At 60.7% G+C, this 14429-nt stretch carries 18 protein-coding genes; 7 read left to right on the top strand and 11 right to left on the bottom strand.

The genetic code is table 11. From position 1 onward, the window contains the following. Nucleotides 1-173: 173 nt before the first annotated feature. The 4 genes from modC to I9018_RS18040 all read right to left on the bottom strand — a co-directional run bounded on the left by modC (nucleotide 174) and on the right by I9018_RS18040 (nucleotide 3922). Nucleotides 174-1256, bottom strand: a complete 1083-nt coding sequence (modC, locus tag I9018_RS18055) for a molybdenum ABC transporter ATP-binding protein (protein WP_241107071.1) — start codon at nucleotides 1254-1256, stop codon at nucleotides 174-176. A 4-nt stretch (nucleotides 1257-1260) separates the two neighbouring features. Next, nucleotides 1261-1941 carry a molybdate ABC transporter permease subunit gene (gene modB / locus I9018_RS18050; protein WP_241107070.1) on the bottom strand — a complete coding sequence of 227 codons (681 nt, stop codon included), beginning with the start codon at nucleotides 1939-1941 and terminating at the stop codon, nucleotides 1261-1263. Next, entirely contained in the window at nucleotides 1942-2709 is a 768-nt protein-coding gene (modA, locus tag I9018_RS18045) for a molybdate ABC transporter substrate-binding protein (protein ID WP_241107069.1), read from the bottom strand. A gap of 148 nt (nucleotides 2710-2857) precedes the next feature. Continuing rightward, nucleotides 2858-3922 carry a nitronate monooxygenase family protein gene (locus I9018_RS18040; protein ID WP_241107068.1) on the bottom strand — a complete coding sequence of 355 codons (1065 nt, stop codon included), beginning with the start codon at nucleotides 3920-3922 and terminating at the stop codon, nucleotides 2858-2860. A 210-nt stretch (nucleotides 3923-4132) separates the two neighbouring features. On the opposite strand from I9018_RS18040, the gene I9018_RS18035 reads away from it, so the two are divergent. Then, nucleotides 4133-4621: a GyrI-like domain-containing protein gene (locus tag I9018_RS18035; protein WP_241107067.1), complete on the top strand. Its 489-nt coding sequence runs from the start codon at nucleotides 4133-4135 to the stop codon at nucleotides 4619-4621. Here I9018_RS18035 and ada read toward each other — a convergent pair. The 5 genes from ada to I9018_RS18010 all read right to left on the bottom strand — a co-directional run bounded on the left by ada (nucleotide 4585) and on the right by I9018_RS18010 (nucleotide 7726). After that, nucleotides 4585-5658 carry a bifunctional DNA-binding transcriptional regulator/O6-methylguanine-DNA methyltransferase Ada gene (ada, locus tag I9018_RS18030; RefSeq protein WP_068580780.1) on the bottom strand — a complete coding sequence of 358 codons (1074 nt, stop codon included), beginning with the start codon at nucleotides 5656-5658 and terminating at the stop codon, nucleotides 4585-4587. The genes I9018_RS18035 and ada overlap by 37 nt on opposite strands. A 31-nt stretch (nucleotides 5659-5689) precedes the next feature. After that, the gene (gene alkB, locus I9018_RS18025; RefSeq protein WP_241107066.1) at nucleotides 5690-6424 is read right to left on the bottom strand and encodes a DNA oxidative demethylase AlkB; all 735 of its coding nucleotides are present in this window, start codon (nucleotides 6422-6424) and stop codon (nucleotides 5690-5692) included. Then, nucleotides 6414-7130 (bottom strand): 2OG-Fe(II) oxygenase, encoded by a 717-nt coding sequence (locus I9018_RS18020; protein ID WP_241107065.1) that lies wholly within the window; start codon nucleotides 7128-7130, stop codon nucleotides 6414-6416. The genes alkB and I9018_RS18020 overlap by 11 nt, the downstream gene beginning before the upstream one ends. Nucleotides 7131-7217: 87 nt before the next feature. Then, nucleotides 7218-7388, bottom strand: a complete 171-nt coding sequence (locus tag I9018_RS18015) for a hypothetical protein (protein ID WP_164487328.1) — start codon at nucleotides 7386-7388, stop codon at nucleotides 7218-7220. A gap of 35 nt (nucleotides 7389-7423) precedes the next feature. Continuing rightward, entirely contained in the window at nucleotides 7424-7726 is a 303-nt protein-coding gene (locus I9018_RS18010) for a DUF1883 domain-containing protein (RefSeq protein WP_068580737.1), read from the bottom strand. Nucleotides 7727-7936: 210 nt separating this feature from the next. On the opposite strand from I9018_RS18010, the gene I9018_RS18005 reads away from it, so the two are divergent. The 4 genes from I9018_RS18005 to I9018_RS17990 all read left to right on the top strand — a co-directional run bounded on the left by I9018_RS18005 (nucleotide 7937) and on the right by I9018_RS17990 (nucleotide 10373). Further along, entirely contained in the window at nucleotides 7937-8287 is a 351-nt protein-coding gene (locus I9018_RS18005; protein WP_241107064.1) for a hypothetical protein, read from the top strand. Nucleotides 8288-8505: 218 nt separating this feature from the next. Continuing rightward, nucleotides 8506-9156 (top strand): c-type cytochrome, encoded by a 651-nt coding sequence (locus I9018_RS18000; protein WP_241107063.1) that lies wholly within the window; start codon nucleotides 8506-8508, stop codon nucleotides 9154-9156. 65 nt (nucleotides 9157-9221) lie between these two features. Further along, nucleotides 9222-10073: a c-type cytochrome gene (locus tag I9018_RS17995; RefSeq protein WP_241110167.1), complete on the top strand. Its 852-nt coding sequence runs from the start codon at nucleotides 9222-9224 to the stop codon at nucleotides 10071-10073. A 69-nt stretch (nucleotides 10074-10142) separates the two neighbouring features. After that, nucleotides 10143-10373: a hypothetical protein gene (locus I9018_RS17990; RefSeq protein ID WP_068580745.1), complete on the top strand. Its 231-nt coding sequence runs from the start codon at nucleotides 10143-10145 to the stop codon at nucleotides 10371-10373. 13 nt (nucleotides 10374-10386) lie between these two features. On the opposite strand, the gene I9018_RS17985 is transcribed toward I9018_RS17990, so the two are convergent. Beyond that, entirely contained in the window at nucleotides 10387-10668 is a 282-nt protein-coding gene (locus I9018_RS17985; protein ID WP_241107062.1) for a hypothetical protein, read from the bottom strand. A 410-nt stretch (nucleotides 10669-11078) separates the two neighbouring features. On the opposite strand from I9018_RS17985, the gene galU reads away from it, so the two are divergent. Both galU and gorA read left to right on the top strand, forming a co-directional pair. Beyond that, complete coding sequence (gene galU / locus I9018_RS17980; RefSeq protein WP_011061681.1) at nucleotides 11079-11918, top strand: UTP--glucose-1-phosphate uridylyltransferase GalU; 840 nt, start codon at nucleotides 11079-11081, stop codon at nucleotides 11916-11918. A gap of 132 nt (nucleotides 11919-12050) precedes the next feature. Further along, the gene (gorA, locus tag I9018_RS17975) at nucleotides 12051-13409 is read left to right on the top strand and encodes a glutathione-disulfide reductase (RefSeq protein WP_241107061.1); all 1359 of its coding nucleotides are present in this window, start codon (nucleotides 12051-12053) and stop codon (nucleotides 13407-13409) included. Here the strand turns inward: gorA and I9018_RS17970 are convergent, their stop codons facing one another. Next, nucleotides 13410-14414: a DNA-binding protein gene (locus I9018_RS17970; protein WP_241107060.1), complete on the bottom strand. Its 1005-nt coding sequence runs from the start codon at nucleotides 14412-14414 to the stop codon at nucleotides 13410-13412. Nucleotides 14415-14429 lie beyond the last annotated feature (15 nt).

Genomic DNA, 14429 nt, shown 5'->3' with positions numbered 1-14429 from the left:
GAAAATGTGAGAACAGATCAACGAGCGCTGTCGAGGCTCGTTGCGAGTACATTTCTGGAAGGCTTAGTTGTTCACGTCGGCAATCGTCCTGGGACGGGAAAGAAGGCGCGTAGCCTAACGCCGGAATATTTCTCCTGACAAGCACTTTGCTGCAATGAGCATCGTCCTGGGGGTCAAGCCAGGACCGCCACTGCCTTGATCTGCGCCCAGAGTTGCTGGTCTGGGTGCAGTTGAAGTTGGTCGCGGGAATAGCGGGTGATGCGCGCCAGCAGGGCAGAACCCATGGCATCCAGGCGCACCAGGACATGGGCGTTGTTGTCGGCCGGTATTTCTTCGCGGACGGTAACCGGCAGGCGATTGAGGATGCTGCTGTGTTCGCTGGGCTGCAGGCTCAGGCTGACATCCCGGGCCTGGACCTTGAAGCGTACGGTCTTGCCCGGCGCTACCGGCTCGTGAGCTACGCGCACCTGCAGGTCGCTACCGGGCAATTGCAGGTTCAGTAGCTGGTAAACCGAGTCGTAGGCACTGACCTGGCCTTGCAGCACCACACCAGCATCGTCCCCCTGGGCCAGCGGCAGATCGAGACGGGCCAGGGTTTCACCAATGGGCCCGCTGGCCAGGGCCTGACCCTCGCTGAGCAGGACGATGTGGTCGGCCAGGCGTGCTACTTCATCCTGGGAGTGGCTGACGTAGAGGACGGGGATGTCCAGCTCGTCGTGCAGGCGTTCCAGGTAGGGCAGGATTTCGTTCTTGCGCTTGGAATCCAGGGCGGCCAGGGGTTCGTCCATCAGCAACAGTCGGGGGCTGGTGAGCAGGGCCCGGGCAATGCCGATGCGCTGGCGCTCGCCACCCGACAGGTGCTGGGGATGGCGTTGCAGCAAGTGGCCGATACCCAGGAGTTCCGTCGCCTGGATCATGTCGACACGGCGCTGTGGCTTGGGGATGCGCCGTAGGCCGAATTCCAGGTTGGCCTGCACCGACAGGTGCGGGAACAGGCTGGCTTCCTGGAACACATAGCCCAGGGAGCGCCTGTGGGGCGGGACGAATAGCTTGCGCTGGCTGTCTTGCCAGAGTTCATCGTTGACCTGGATGCGTCCGCGTCCAGCGCGTTCCAGGCCAGCAATGCAGCGCAGGCAGGTGGTCTTGCCCGAACCTGAGTGGCCGAAGAGCGCGGTCACGCCTCGCCCTGGCAATTGCAGGTCCAGATCCAGGGCAAATTGGCGGTAGCCCAGTTGCAGTGTGAGTTGGATGCTCATGGGGTCAGCTCCAGCCGGCCTTGGTCTTGCGGCTCGAATACAAGGCCAGCAGTACCAGGAACGAAAACACCAGCATGGCTCCGGCCAACCAGTGGGCCTGGGCGTACTCCATCGCCTCTACGTGGTCGTAGATCTGCACCGAGACCACCCGGGTCCTCTCTGGAATATTGCCGCCGATCATCAACACCACGCCAAACTCGCCGACGGTATGGGCAAAACCCAGGATCGAGGCGGTGATGAAGCCCGGCCGAGCCAGGGGCAGGATCACGCTGAAAAAGGTATCCCACGGATTGGCACGCAAGGTCGCGGCCACTTCCAGGGGGCGGCTGCCAATGGCCGAGAAAGCGTTCTGCAGCGGTTGTACGACAAAGGGCATGGAGTAGATCACCGAGCCCAGCACCAGGCCGCTAAAGCTGAAGGTCAGGGTGCCCAGACCCAGGGACTGAGTGAATTGGCCGAAGAAACCGTTGGGACCCAGGGCCAGCAGCAGATAGAAGCCGATCACCGTGGGCGGCAGGACCAGGGGCAGGGCTACCACGGCACCGACCGGTCCGCGTAGCCAGGAGCGAGTACGTGATAACCACAGGGCTATCGGAGTGCCGACGACCAGCAGGATCAGGGTGGTCAGGGACGCCAGTTTCAGGGTCAGCCAGATCGCGGAAAAATCGGCACTCGATAGGTTCATTTACAGTTGGTAACCATAGGACTTGATGATCGCTGCCGCCTTCGGCCCCTTGAGGTAGTCAACCAGGGCCTTGGCGGCCGGGTTGTCCTTGCCCTTGTTGAGGATCACTGCATCCTGCTTGATCGGGTCATGCATGTCGCCCGGTACGATCCAGGCCGAACCGCCGGTGACCTTGCCATCCTTGTAGATCTGCGACAGGGCGACGAAGCCCAGCTCGGCATTGCCGGTGGAGACGAACTGGTAGGCCTGGGTGATGTTCTGGCCTTCGACGATCTTGCCCTTGACCTTGTCGGTCAGGCCCAGTTTGGCCAGGACCTGGGTAGCGGCCAGGCCATAGGGTGCGGCCTTGGGGTTGGCAATCGACAGGTGTTGGTATTGATTGTCCTTGAGTACCTGGCCCTTGCTGTCGACGTAGCCGTCCTTGGCCGACCACAGGGCCAGCGTACCGACGGCGTAGGTGAAGCGGGAGCCCTTGACGATGTCGCCTTCGCTCTCGAGTTTTTGCGCAGTGCTGTCGTCGGCGGAAAGGAACACTTCGAACGGCGCACCATTCTTGATCTGGGTATAGAACTGTCCAGTGGCACCATAGGCGGCTACCAGCTTGTGCCCGGTGTCTTTCTCGAAGTCAGTGGCGATGGCCTGGATCGGTGCGGTGAAATTGGCTGCGACCGCAACCTGGACTTCAGCGGCCTGGGCCGAACAGAAGGCGAAGATGGCGAGCAGGGTGGCGAGGCAAGTCGGGGCAAAACCTGGGACGCGAAGGTTCATCGAACAGCTCCATTGGGCAAGGAAAGCGTTGGGCGATGGGTGGTTGCAAGGGGGCGTGCCAACGCGGGGGAATCGCTGTGTAGAGAAATATATAGCGATTTGCCGACGAACGGAACTGTGCCGCGACCTGGGTCGCGGCCAGGTTCCATCAACGCCTGCGCAGTTGGGCCAGGGCCTGTTCGGCCAGGCGCAGTGTCAGCTCGTAGGCTGGCAGTTCCACGCCCAGGCGCAGCGCTTGCCCGGACCAGAGGTTGGCGAAGTCCGCTTCGCCCTTGGCTCGCAGAGGCAGCAGCGCACCGCCGGCGCGAGGAAAGGCCGGGGCCAGGGGGCTGATGGGGCCGACTTCACGCATGATGCGGTTGACGATGCCGCGGGCCGGACGCCCGGTGAACAGGTTGGTCAGCGCCGTCTGGCTTTCCTTGGCGGTCCGCAGGGCCTGGTGATGAGCGGCGCTGACCTTGGCTTCAGGAGTGAACAGGTAAGCGGTGCCGATCTGTACCGCGGATGCTCCCAGGGCCAGCGCCGCGACGATGCCCCGGGCATCGCCAATGCCGCCAGCGGCAATCACTGGAACCTCCACCGCATCGACAACCTGCGGAACCAGGGCCATGGTGCCGACCTGGGTATTGAGGTCGTCACTGAGGAAGATCGCCCGGTGACCGCCGGCTTCATAACCCATGGCGATGATCGCATCGCAACCGCGAGCCTCCAGCCACAACGCCTCGTCCACGGTGCTGGCCGAAGACAGGATCTTCGCGCCGGTGGCCTTGACCCTGGCCAAGAGCGTGGGCTCCGGCAACCCAAAGTGGAAACTCACCACCTCGGGACGCAGCTCCTCCACCAGTCGGCAGCTGGTTTCATCGAAGGGCGCGCGATCGCTGACCGGTGTCGGCGCGTCGAAATCGACGCCCAGTTCGCGATAGTAGGGCTCCAGGGCGTTTTTCCAGCGCTCTTCACGCTCCGCATCGACCGGCTGCGGTTGATGGCAGAAGAAGTTGAGATTCAGCGGGTGATGGCTGGCCGAACGAATGACCTGCACCTCCTGGCGGATCTGCTCGGGGCTGAGCATGGCACAGGGGAGCGACCCCAGGGCTCCGGCACGGGCGGCGCCAATGACCATGGCGGAGCCGGCGGGACCGGCCATCGGTGCTTGAATGATCGGCAGGTCGATTCCCAGCAGGTCCAGGAGGCGGGTATCAGTCCATGGGCTCATTTGACGTGGTTCTCCAGCGGCGGTTTTAGACGATGCTGCGCAGGTTTTAGCAGGAGACGGCAGGCTGAGGCCAGTCGGATTTTCCTCTCGGAGGCAAGTGAGCCGTGCGGACTGCGACTGCAAGAAGGGCCCCTGGGCTGTCGAGGCTGCCGGACAGGCGCTAGACTGCGGCGGTTTTTCACTCATCGCATTATCAAAGGAAGGCCGACCATGGATGTAAAACTGCGCCAAGTGCAGCCCTTCAGTGTGGCTGGATTGCAGGTACGTACCCTCAATGCCCATGAGCAACAGTCAGGCACTGCCTTGATCGGCCCGATGTGGCAGCGTTTCTACGTCGAGAATCTGTACGACAAGATTGCGCCAAGGCAGGAAGACTCGTTCGTCTATGGGGTTTATTCCAACTACGAGTCCGATGCCACGGGATACTTCGACGTGACCGCCGGTGTCGCGCTGGATGGGGCCTGCGTCGAGTATCCCGGTGTCCAGATCCAGGGCGGTGAATACCTGGTGTTCAGTGCCAAGGGGGCCATGCCGGAGTGCGTGATCCAGGCCTGGGGATTCATCTGGGCCTACTTCCAGGACAACCCCCAGGTGCGTCGTGCCTATGCCACCGATTTCGAGGTCTATACCAGCGCCGATTCGGTGGCGATCTACATCGGTGTTCAGGCCTCGGACGAGCCTTCGCGCTCCAGCAACTGACGCTTGCGCTCCACGCCCCAGCGATAGCCTGACAGGTTGCCATCACTGCGCACCACACGGTGGCAGGGGATGGCCACTGCCAGGCTATTGGCGGCGCAGGCCTGGGCCACGGCCCGGCAGGATCGCGGGGCGCCTATGCGTCGGGCAATCTCGGTGTAGCTGACCGTGCTGCCGGCGGGGATGCTCCTCAGGGCTTGCCATACCCGCTCCTGGAACGCCGTGCCGCGCAGGTCCAGGGGCAGGTTCAGGCCAATGGCCGGCGCTTCGATGAATCCCACCACCTGGGCCACCAATCGCTCGAACGAGTCATCGGCGCCGATCAAGTTGGCCTTGGGGAACTTGTCCTGCAGCTCTTCCACCAGCAGGTTGGGGTCGTCTCCCATGAGGATGGCGCAGACCCCGCGCTCGCTCTGTGCCACCAGAATCGCCCCGAGGGAGCATTGGCCTACGGCAAAGCGAATGTCGTTATTGGGGCCGCCAGCGCGGTAGTCGCTGGGCTTCATGCCCAGGAGCTGGTCCGCAGCCTCATAGAAACGGCTGTTGGAGTTGAACCCGGCGTCGTACAGGGCATCGGTCACCGAGTGGCCGCGCTGCAGGTGCGAGCGTACCTTGCGCGAGCGCTGTGCATTGGCATAGCCCCTTGGTGTCAGGCCCGTGGCGGCCTTGAACACTCGATGGAAGTGGTAGCTGCTCATGCCGGCCTGTTGTGCCAGTTGTTCCAGGCTGGGTACCGACTCGGCGCTTTCGATCTGGCGACAGGCTGCGGCCACCACGGCCCCATGATGTGCTGCGACCTGGGTTTGGTCGCTGGCCAGTCGCTTGCTGGGACGGTAGCCCGCGGCTTCGGCCTGTTCGGCGCTGTCGAAGAACTCGACGTTCTCCGCCTTCGGCAACCGTGACAGGCTGCTGGGGCGGCAATACACGCCGGTGGTGCGCACGGCATAGACGAAGCTGGCGTCGGCGTTGGCATCGCGCCTGAGCACGGCCTGCCAGCGGGGATCCTGTTCGATGCGATGTTTACGTGACGTCGCGTTCATGGTCGATTCTCGATGGGTGATGCCGGCCAGGTTAGTCATTCGGACGCTGCCCGGCACTCCGGGTCTTGCGTTCGAATTCCTGGCCGGCCCCGGCCTGGCGAAACGTCAGGTTGATCCGCTGTTGGCCCAGCAGGGCGTGAGTCCCTTCCTTGATCGGCATCACGCCGTGGAAGCGCAGGCGGTCTACTCCACCCCAGACCACCACGTCGCCGTGCAGCAATGGCACTCGCTGGCTCTTGTCACTGCGTTGCTGGCCGCCGAATAGAAAGATCGCTGGCAAACCCAGGGACAATGACACGATTGGGGCCCGGTAGTCGCGTTCGTTCTTGTCCTGGTGCAAGGACATCTTCGCCCCGGGCCGGTAGCAGTTGATCAGGCAGGAATCGGGAGAAAACCCGGTGAAGCCGGCCGCATCCGCCGCCGCCTGGGCCAGCTGTCGAAATGCCTCGGGCATCGCTGGCCACGGGCGTGAGCTCTGCGGGTCCACCGGGCTGTAGCGATAGCCACTGCGGTCGGTGGTCCAGCCCAGCTGTCCGCAACTGCTCAGGCCGACCGACATGCTGAAGCCGCCTGGCGTCACCATGTGGCGAAAGGGCGCCTGCTCCAGAACCCGTTCCAGCTGTGGCAGCAGGTGCTCGACCCAGGGCAGGGCGAAGCCTCGCAATACACGAGACTGCGGGCCAAGTACCTGGATGTGCGCAGGCTGTTGCAGGTCCTCTTCGCTGAAGAGTCCGAGGCTTGCGGGCCCCAGGTCATCACAATGCATCGTGGAAAATCACTCCGAGGGTATGGCGCTGGCCACTGTGCACGCGGCTGACGCCGTGGCGCATGGTCACTCGATAATGGCCGCGAGAGCCTTTGACTGGTCGATGGTGCACGGCGAAGAGCAGGCCATCACCTTGCTTCAGACCAATGACCTGCGGACGCGATTGCATGCGTGGGCGCTGCTCGGTGAGCACCAGTTCACCACCGCTGAAGTCTGTTCCCGGTTGCGATAGCAGGAAGACCGCTTGCAGGGGAAATACATGCTCGCCATACACGTCCTGGTGCAGGCAGTTGTAGTCCCCGGCGCCGTATTGCAACAACAACGGCGTGGGGCGTTGCTGGCCGGCAGCGTGGCAACGCTGGAGAAAGTCCAGGTGTTCCCTGGGGTAGCGTGTATCGATGCCCAGTGCCTGGTTCCAGCGGTTGGCCAGGTCCACCAGGTAGGGGTAGAGTCGCTGGCGCAACTCGGCCACGGGGTCTGGCAGTGGGTAGCGAAAGTACTGGTATTGGCCTAGCCCGAAGCCATGGCGGGCCATGAGGACCTTCGAGCGGAACCGGCCGGTGTCTTGATAGAGGCTGCTCATGGCCTGGCATTCAGCCTTGTTGAGCAAGCCTTCGAGCCGGGCACAGCCATCCAGGTCGAGGGCCTGTTCGATACAGGCCCAGTCAAACCGTTGCAGGCGTTCATGGAGAGGGGAGAGAGGCATGGCGAGACGGTCCTGGATGCGAATGACTCCAGCCAGTCTGCGGTTCACCTGCTCGGCAAACACTCCGATGCTTGCGCTGGAATCCGTTTACAGGGCCTTGCTCACACTGACATCGCTGATGACATCGGTACTCTGGCCATGCAGGGCCAGTAGCGCGGCATGGGCTTCTTCGGCGGTACCGTTCTGGAGTTGGGCGAATTCGAAGCGGCGCTCGCCGTTGAGCTTGTATTTGATGACGTACTTGGTGGTCTTGGACACGGGATTACCTGTTGGCGCAAGGAGCAGGCTGAGGGCTAGCGCAGTTTCGAGGTGGAGCGGCGGATGATGCGGATCGAATGCGTGAGGGTCGGCTTACGGGTGACGCTGATGGCTCGCCGACTGACGGTATCGATGGTGATGTTCCAGAATCCGGTGCTGGGCGCGGTGATCTTTGCCGGGAACTTGTCGAAGGCGCCGCCGTGGTACGTATGGCGACCGCCGTTCTTGAAGCTGCGGAAGTTGGCGTCATTCATGAGGCGGATGTTGCAAACCTGGGAGCACTCGATGACGACAATGTCGTCCTCGTTCAGGTGCTCGCGCTGGTGGATGAATTTCATGGGCGCCTCCAGATGGGCTATTACAAAGCAAACAACGTTTGCGTGGGCGATGCTGCAGTTTATCAGGCCCAAGGGTTTATGATTCGGCCCCGCTGTCGGACTTTGACAATTTAAAACAGTTATTTGGATTTTTATCGGCGATAAAAGCCGTGCCTCCGGAGAAAAACAGCAGCTTTACTGTCGGAGGGATTTTATTGGAGATTTCATATTATGAAGCGGTGGGTAGGGGTTCTGGCGTTGGCAATGGGTGGTTGCTCAACCGTTTCGGATATCAATCAGACGCCGCCGACCTTGAACGTCATTTCAGGCAAGAAGCCTGATGAGTACGCCAAGTGCTTGGCCGAGAAACTCTCCAAGAGCCGTGGAGCCTTGCAGGTGGAGCCCCACAAGGGTGGGTATCGGGTGATTGTGCCGCAAAGCCTGTCTTCGGCACCTGCGGCGGTTTTCTACATTGATGAGCGGTCCTCGGGTAGCAGCATCAAGTTGCACGAACAGATGTCCAATAACCCGTTGCGTCCTCAGGACGTGCTCACTGCTGGGGAAAAATGCATCTCGGGCTGACCTGCGCCAAGTTCAGTCCCCAAAAAAGCCAGTCGAGACTCTCATCGCTAGCGGCATGAGTCTCGACTGGCTTTTTTGTTGCTCCGAAGAACTCGGAGGGCTCATGTAGCACGAATGACGAAGGCTAATTTTGCGTTGTCGGTGTGGATCGATTGTCCTACTATTTGCTCGCTTATATCTACTAAGTCTAAGCATATAACTAGAATAATGGAGTTCATATGATCCCACTGGATCGAATGCTATTGAGTGGCCTGATGCTACTGTTTGTGCAAACTGCCCATGCCGTGGATGGACAGAAAATCTTCACCCAGGGAGGCTCCCAGCCAGGGGCGGCGGCTTGCATGGCTTGTCATGGTGCGGATGGAATGGGCCTGGCGCCTGCCGGGTTTCCGCGCCTTGCCGGGTTGCCGGCCAGCTACCTGAGCAAGCAACTGCATGATTTTCGCAGTGGCGCCCGCACTAGCCCGGTCATGCAGCCGCTGGCCAAGGCCCTGACTGAAGACGAAATCACCGCCATCACCAGCACCCTGGCTTCCATGCCCGCCCCGAAGACTCCCCTGAGCAATCGTGGCCAATTGGCCGAAGGTGTCGGTGAGCGCCTGGCACTGCGAGGCGCCTGGGACCGACAGATTCCGGAGTGTGTCAGTTGCCATGGTCCTGGTGGTGTAGGTGTCGGCCAGGCGTTTCCGCCTCTTGCCGGGCAGCCTGCCACTTACCTGGTGGCGCAGCTGAACGCTTGGCGCGAAGGTGGGCGGCACAATGATCCCAACAACCTGATGGGGCATATTGCCAAGTCCCTGAGTGCCGAAGAAGTGACGGCCGTGGCGGATTACTTCGCCAGTCTGGGCCAGAAGGAGGCGCATCAATGAAGCTGTTGATTGCAGGGGGGCTGATGAGCCTGCTGGCGGCCCAGGTACAGGCAGCCAATATCGCCATGGAAGATCAGTCGCAGATTCCGGCGCCGAGCGCTACTGCCCACACCGAGTATTTCAAGCCGCCAGCCGAGAGCGAATTGCCTGACAATGCCTATGGCAAGCTGGTGCGAGAGGGGCATGCGCTGTTTGTCGATACCAAGCGTCTGGCACCGCAGTATGTGGGCAATGGACTCAATTGCAGCAATTGCCACCTCGACCAGGGGCGCCTGGCCAACTCCGCGCCGTTGTGGGGCGCCTACCCGATGTATCCCGCTTATCGCAAGAAAAACGACAAGGTCAATACCTTCGCCGAGCGTTTGCAGGGGTGCTTCCAGTTCAGCATGAACGGCGGCAAGCCGCCTGCGGCGGACAGTCCGGAAATCACTGCGTTGTCGGTGTATGCCTATTGGATGGCGAGCAAGGCCCCCTTGGGCGTCGAGTTGCCCGGTCGCGGTTATCCTGATGTGCCGCCGCCTGCCAAGGGGTATGACCTCAAGCGCGGGGCTGCGGTCTATCAGGCGCAGTGCTCGATCTGTCATGGCGACCAGGGGCAGGGCCAGAAAGCCGGTGCGGACTATGTCATGCCGCCGCTTTGGGGCAAGGACTCCTACAACTGGGGGGCGGGAATGCACCGGATCAATACCGCCGCGTCTTTCATCAAGCACAACATGCCTTTGGGTAAAGGGGGCAGCTTGAGTGATGAGCAGGCTTGGGATGTCGCCGCTTTCGTCAATAGCCATGAGCGGCCCCAGGATCCGCGGCTGGTGGAAGGCTCCATCGAGAAGACCCGCCTCAAGTTCCACGCCAATGATGGAGTGAATCTGTATGGCCAGACGGTAGATGGGGTGCTGATAGGCCAGGGCATCCGATAAACTATGCTCTATCGTCACCGATGCCGCCCGGGTCCGCGCCCGGGCGGCATCGTTTTTTTGGGAGAGAGCATGAAGCGGGAACACGTCAGGGAAAAGCATGCAGAGGGCTTGATCTCTGCCACCCATGTGATCCAGAACCCGGCCAACTCGGGAGAATGGATCGTGTTTTTCAAGAAGAGTGCCGGGCGCAGCTACTTCCTGGTAGATGACAGCGACGAAGTGGAGTCCTTTACTCGCCTGGACGACTTGATCGAGACCATCCGTGGCCTGGGTATCAAGTTCGCCGAAATTCACATGTAGCGAATTTTTCCTCTTACTTGCAGACCACCACTACGCTACGGCTCTTGTAGTTGCCGACGTCGGCACCCAGCGTCTTTTCGCTGTCGCTGGGGGCTGGAGTGCCTTGGGTACCGATGATCCGATAGCCCGTGCCGGCGCAGGAGGCTTCGGCTTTCTCATAGCAGCTGGCCCAGGAGCCAGCCTCGCCGGAGCAGTCGATGCTCAACGCCTGCTCGCCATTGGCCAGGTAGGTGTCGGTGATGCTGGCGCAACCGCCCAAGGCCAGGGCGATGGTCATTGCGAGGATTTTTTTCATGGATACACCTGGCGGGAGCAAGCAGAGATCTGATGGCGATGCTATAGCTAATGGCCATTTCGGTATAGCGCATCCTGGGGCTTCTGGTCGACACGAACCGATGCATTGTGCTGGTGGCATTGATCCTGTCGGCCATACTGTTTCGAGTGCCGAGGGGTGGCTACGGGTAGGCTGGAGTGGAGTGAACAGGCCTGATCGTGATTGTTCAGGATTGGCTGAAGGCCCCGACTTGCGGGCCTCATCGTGTTGAGAGTGGTTCTCTTGCAAGCTATCTGGAACTCGCGGTGGAACTATCTGGCGCTTTATTTCTCTATGATGGCAGCGGATAGCCAGTGTGGGGCATTGTAAGGTGCTCGCCGCCTGATTAGACTGCGCCGAAACTTGTAAGCACAGCCTTTTTAAGGACTCATATGATCAAGAAATGCTTGTTCCCAGCAGCCGGTTACGGTACTCGCTTCCTGCCAGCGACTAAGGCCATGCCCAAAGAGATGCTGCCGGTGGTGAACAAGCCACTGATCCAGTACGGCGTAGAAGAAGCGCTGGATGCCGGATTGAATGAAATCTCCATCGTGACTGGCCGCGGCAAGCGTGCGCTCGAAGACCACTTCGACATCAGCTACGAGCTGGAAAACCAGATCAAGGGCACCGACAAGGAAAAATACCTGGTCGGTATCCGCAAGCTGTTGGACGAGTGCTCGTTCTCCTACACTCGCCAGACTGAAATGAAAGGCCTGGGTCATGCGATTCTCACTGGCCGTCCGCTGATCGGCGACGAACCTTTCGCTGTGGTGCTGGCCGACGACCTGTGCGTCAACCTCGAAGGTGACGGCGTACTGACCCAAATGGTCAAGCTGTACAAGCAGTTCCGTTGCTCGATCGTGGCCATCCAGGAAGTCGATCCGCAGGAAACCAACAAGTACGGCGTGATTGCCGGCGAGATGATTCGCGACGATATCTACCGTGTGCACAGCATGGTCGAGAAGCCGAAGCCTGAAGACGCACCTTCGAACCTGGCGATCATTGGTCGCTACATCCTGACTCCGGACATCTTCGACCTGATCGAGCAGACCGAGCCGGGCAAGGGTGGCGAGATCCAGATCACCGACGCGCTGATGAAGCAGGCGCAAAATGGCTGCGTAATGGCCTACAAGTTCAAGGGCAAGCGTTTCGACTGCGGTGGTGCCGAAGGCTACATCGATGCGACCAACTTCTGCTTCGAGAACTTCTACAAGACCGGCAAGGCTTACTGATAGCCGCTGTACGGACCTGTCTGGAAAAGCCACCTTCGGGTGGCTTTTTTATTTATCGCCCTTATGTCCATCCTCTGCGCTGACCCGCTCGCCAACTGAGGTTATGCTTGTCAGCCTGCCTGGGAGAGTGAAATGGCCTACGATTTTGATCTTTATGTAATAGGTGCCGGTTCCGGTGGTGTACGTTGCGCGCGATTCGCCGCAGGCTTCGGAGCCAAGGTTGCGGTGGCTGAAAGCCGGTATCTGGGAGGCACCTGCGTCAATGTCGGCTGCGTGCCGAAAAAACTCTTGGTGTACGGTGCCCACTTCGCTGAAGACTTCGAGCAGGCCTCGGGTTTTGGCTGGAATCTTGGCGAAGCGAACTTCGACTGGGCGACCCTGATCGCCAACAAGGATCGTGAGATCAACCGCCTCAATGGCATCTACCGTAATTTATTGGTCAATAGCGGTGTGACCCTGCACGAGGGCCACGCCAGGCTCATCGACCCGCATCAGGTGGAAGTCAATGGCCAGCGCTACACCGCCAGGCACATCCTGATCGCCACCGGTGGCTGGCCGCAGATCCCGGATATTGCAGGGCGCGAACATGCCATCAGTTCCAATGAGGCGTTCTACCTCAAGGAGCTGCCCAAGCGCATCCTGGTCGTAGGTGGTGGTTATATTGCGGTGGAGTTCGCCGGGATCTTCCATGGCCTGGGAGCCGATACCCAATTGCTGTATCGCGGGGATCTGTTCCTGCGGGGCTTTGATGGTGCGGTACGCAAGCATTTGCAGGAAGAACTGACCAAGCGCGGCCTGGGATTGCAGTTCAATGCCGATATCGAGCGTATCGACAAGCAGGCCGACGGCAGTCTCCAGGTCACCCTCAAGGACGGTCGTACGCTGCTGACCGACTGTGTGTTCTACGCCACCGGACGTCGGCCGATGCTCGACAACCTGGGCTTGGAAAACACTGGGGTCAAGCTCGACAAGCGCGGTTTTGTCGAGGTCGATGACCTGTACCAGACCAGCGAGCCATCAGTCTTGGCCATTGGCGACGTCATCGGGCGCGTCCAGTTGACTCCGGTCGCCTTGGCCGAAGGCATGGCGGTGGCCCGCCGCCTGTTCAAGCCCGAGCAGTATCGCCCGGTGGATTACCGGATGATTCCCACTGCCGTGTTCAGCTTGCCGAATATCGGCACCGTTGGCATGAGCGAAGAGCAGGCCCGTGACGCGGGGCATGAGGTGCAGATTTTCGAAAGCCGCTTCCGGCCGATGAAGCTGACGCTCACTGAATGCCAGGAGCGTACGCTCATGAAGCTGGTGGTCGATGCGCAGACCGATAAGGTGCTGGGCTGTCACATGGTCGGCCCGGATGCCGGTGAAATTGTCCAGGGCCTGGCGATCGCGCTGAAGGCTGGGGCGACCAAGCGCGACTTCGACGAAACCATTGGCGTGCACCCCACGGCTGCCGAAGAGTTCGTGACCATGCGTACCCCTGTCGCGGGCTGATCAGGAGTCCGCTGTAGCGCCTGGCTGTGCCTTGCTGCCAGCCAGGCGCAGTGCCTCCAGGCTGGCTTCAGCCTTGGCGGCGCGTAGCTCCATGTCCTTGCTGGCCTGGGCCTGTTTGTCGTGGTTCTCCTTCAGAGCCAGGATTTCCTCCGAGGCCACGCGCAAGCGTTCCTGCAGTAGGGCGCCTTCGCTGTCCAGTCGCGCCAACTGCTCGCTGAGTTGGGATTGTCGGGTTGTGCTCTTGTTCGCCATCTCCTGGGCTTGCTTGAGTTCCTTGCCGGTTGCTCGCTGTTCGCTGAGCAGGCGTTCATTATCGCGATGCAGCTGGGTGATTTCATCCTGGCGTACCAGGGCGCTCTGTTGGGCCTGGCGCAGTTCCATCTGTACCTGTTGCATTTGCCCTTCGTGGCGACGCAGTTCCTGTTCGCGCTGCTCCTTGCTGGCGGCACGGTAGTGCTCCAGGGCATCACGGGCATGCAGGTGCTTCTCTTCCAGCGAGTGGATTCGCTGTTCTTTGTCCGCAAGGCGCAGGTCGGCGTCCTTGAGTGCCTGATTGAGCTCGGCGCTGCGGGTCTGCTCGCCATGCAGCATGGCTCGGACGTCCTGTAGCGCGGCGCTTTCACTGGCCAGGGCATTGGCTTGGGCCTGCAGTTGTCCTTGCAGTTGCTCCTGATGCTGGCGCATTTCATCCAGCTGCTGCTCAAGGGCCTGCTTCTGCGATTCGAAGTGGGAGAGGGCTTGTTCCAGAGGCTCTTGCGCCTGCTCCTGGAGGCGCTGGGCCAGCCTTCCTACCAATTCTCCCAGTTCTTCATCCAGGGGTACGGGGCCGATATCGCGACGGCCAGCACCATCATCCAGCTCTTTCAGGTAGCGATGGATGGTGGTCTTCGAGCCGGTATTACCCATTTCTATACGTACCGCATCGATGCTCGGGTGACCGCCGCGGGCAAGGATTGCCTGGCGTGCTTTTTTCACCACCGCTTTATTGATGCCTCCACGAGCCATGTTACCTCCAACGAT

The sequence above is a fragment of the Pseudomonas sp. MPFS genome (assembly GCF_022537035.1).
In the GTDB taxonomy this organism is placed as follows: Bacteria; Pseudomonadota; Gammaproteobacteria; order Pseudomonadales; family Pseudomonadaceae; genus Aquipseudomonas; species Aquipseudomonas sessilinigenes.
This window is presented reverse-complemented; position numbering and strand designations above follow the sequence as displayed.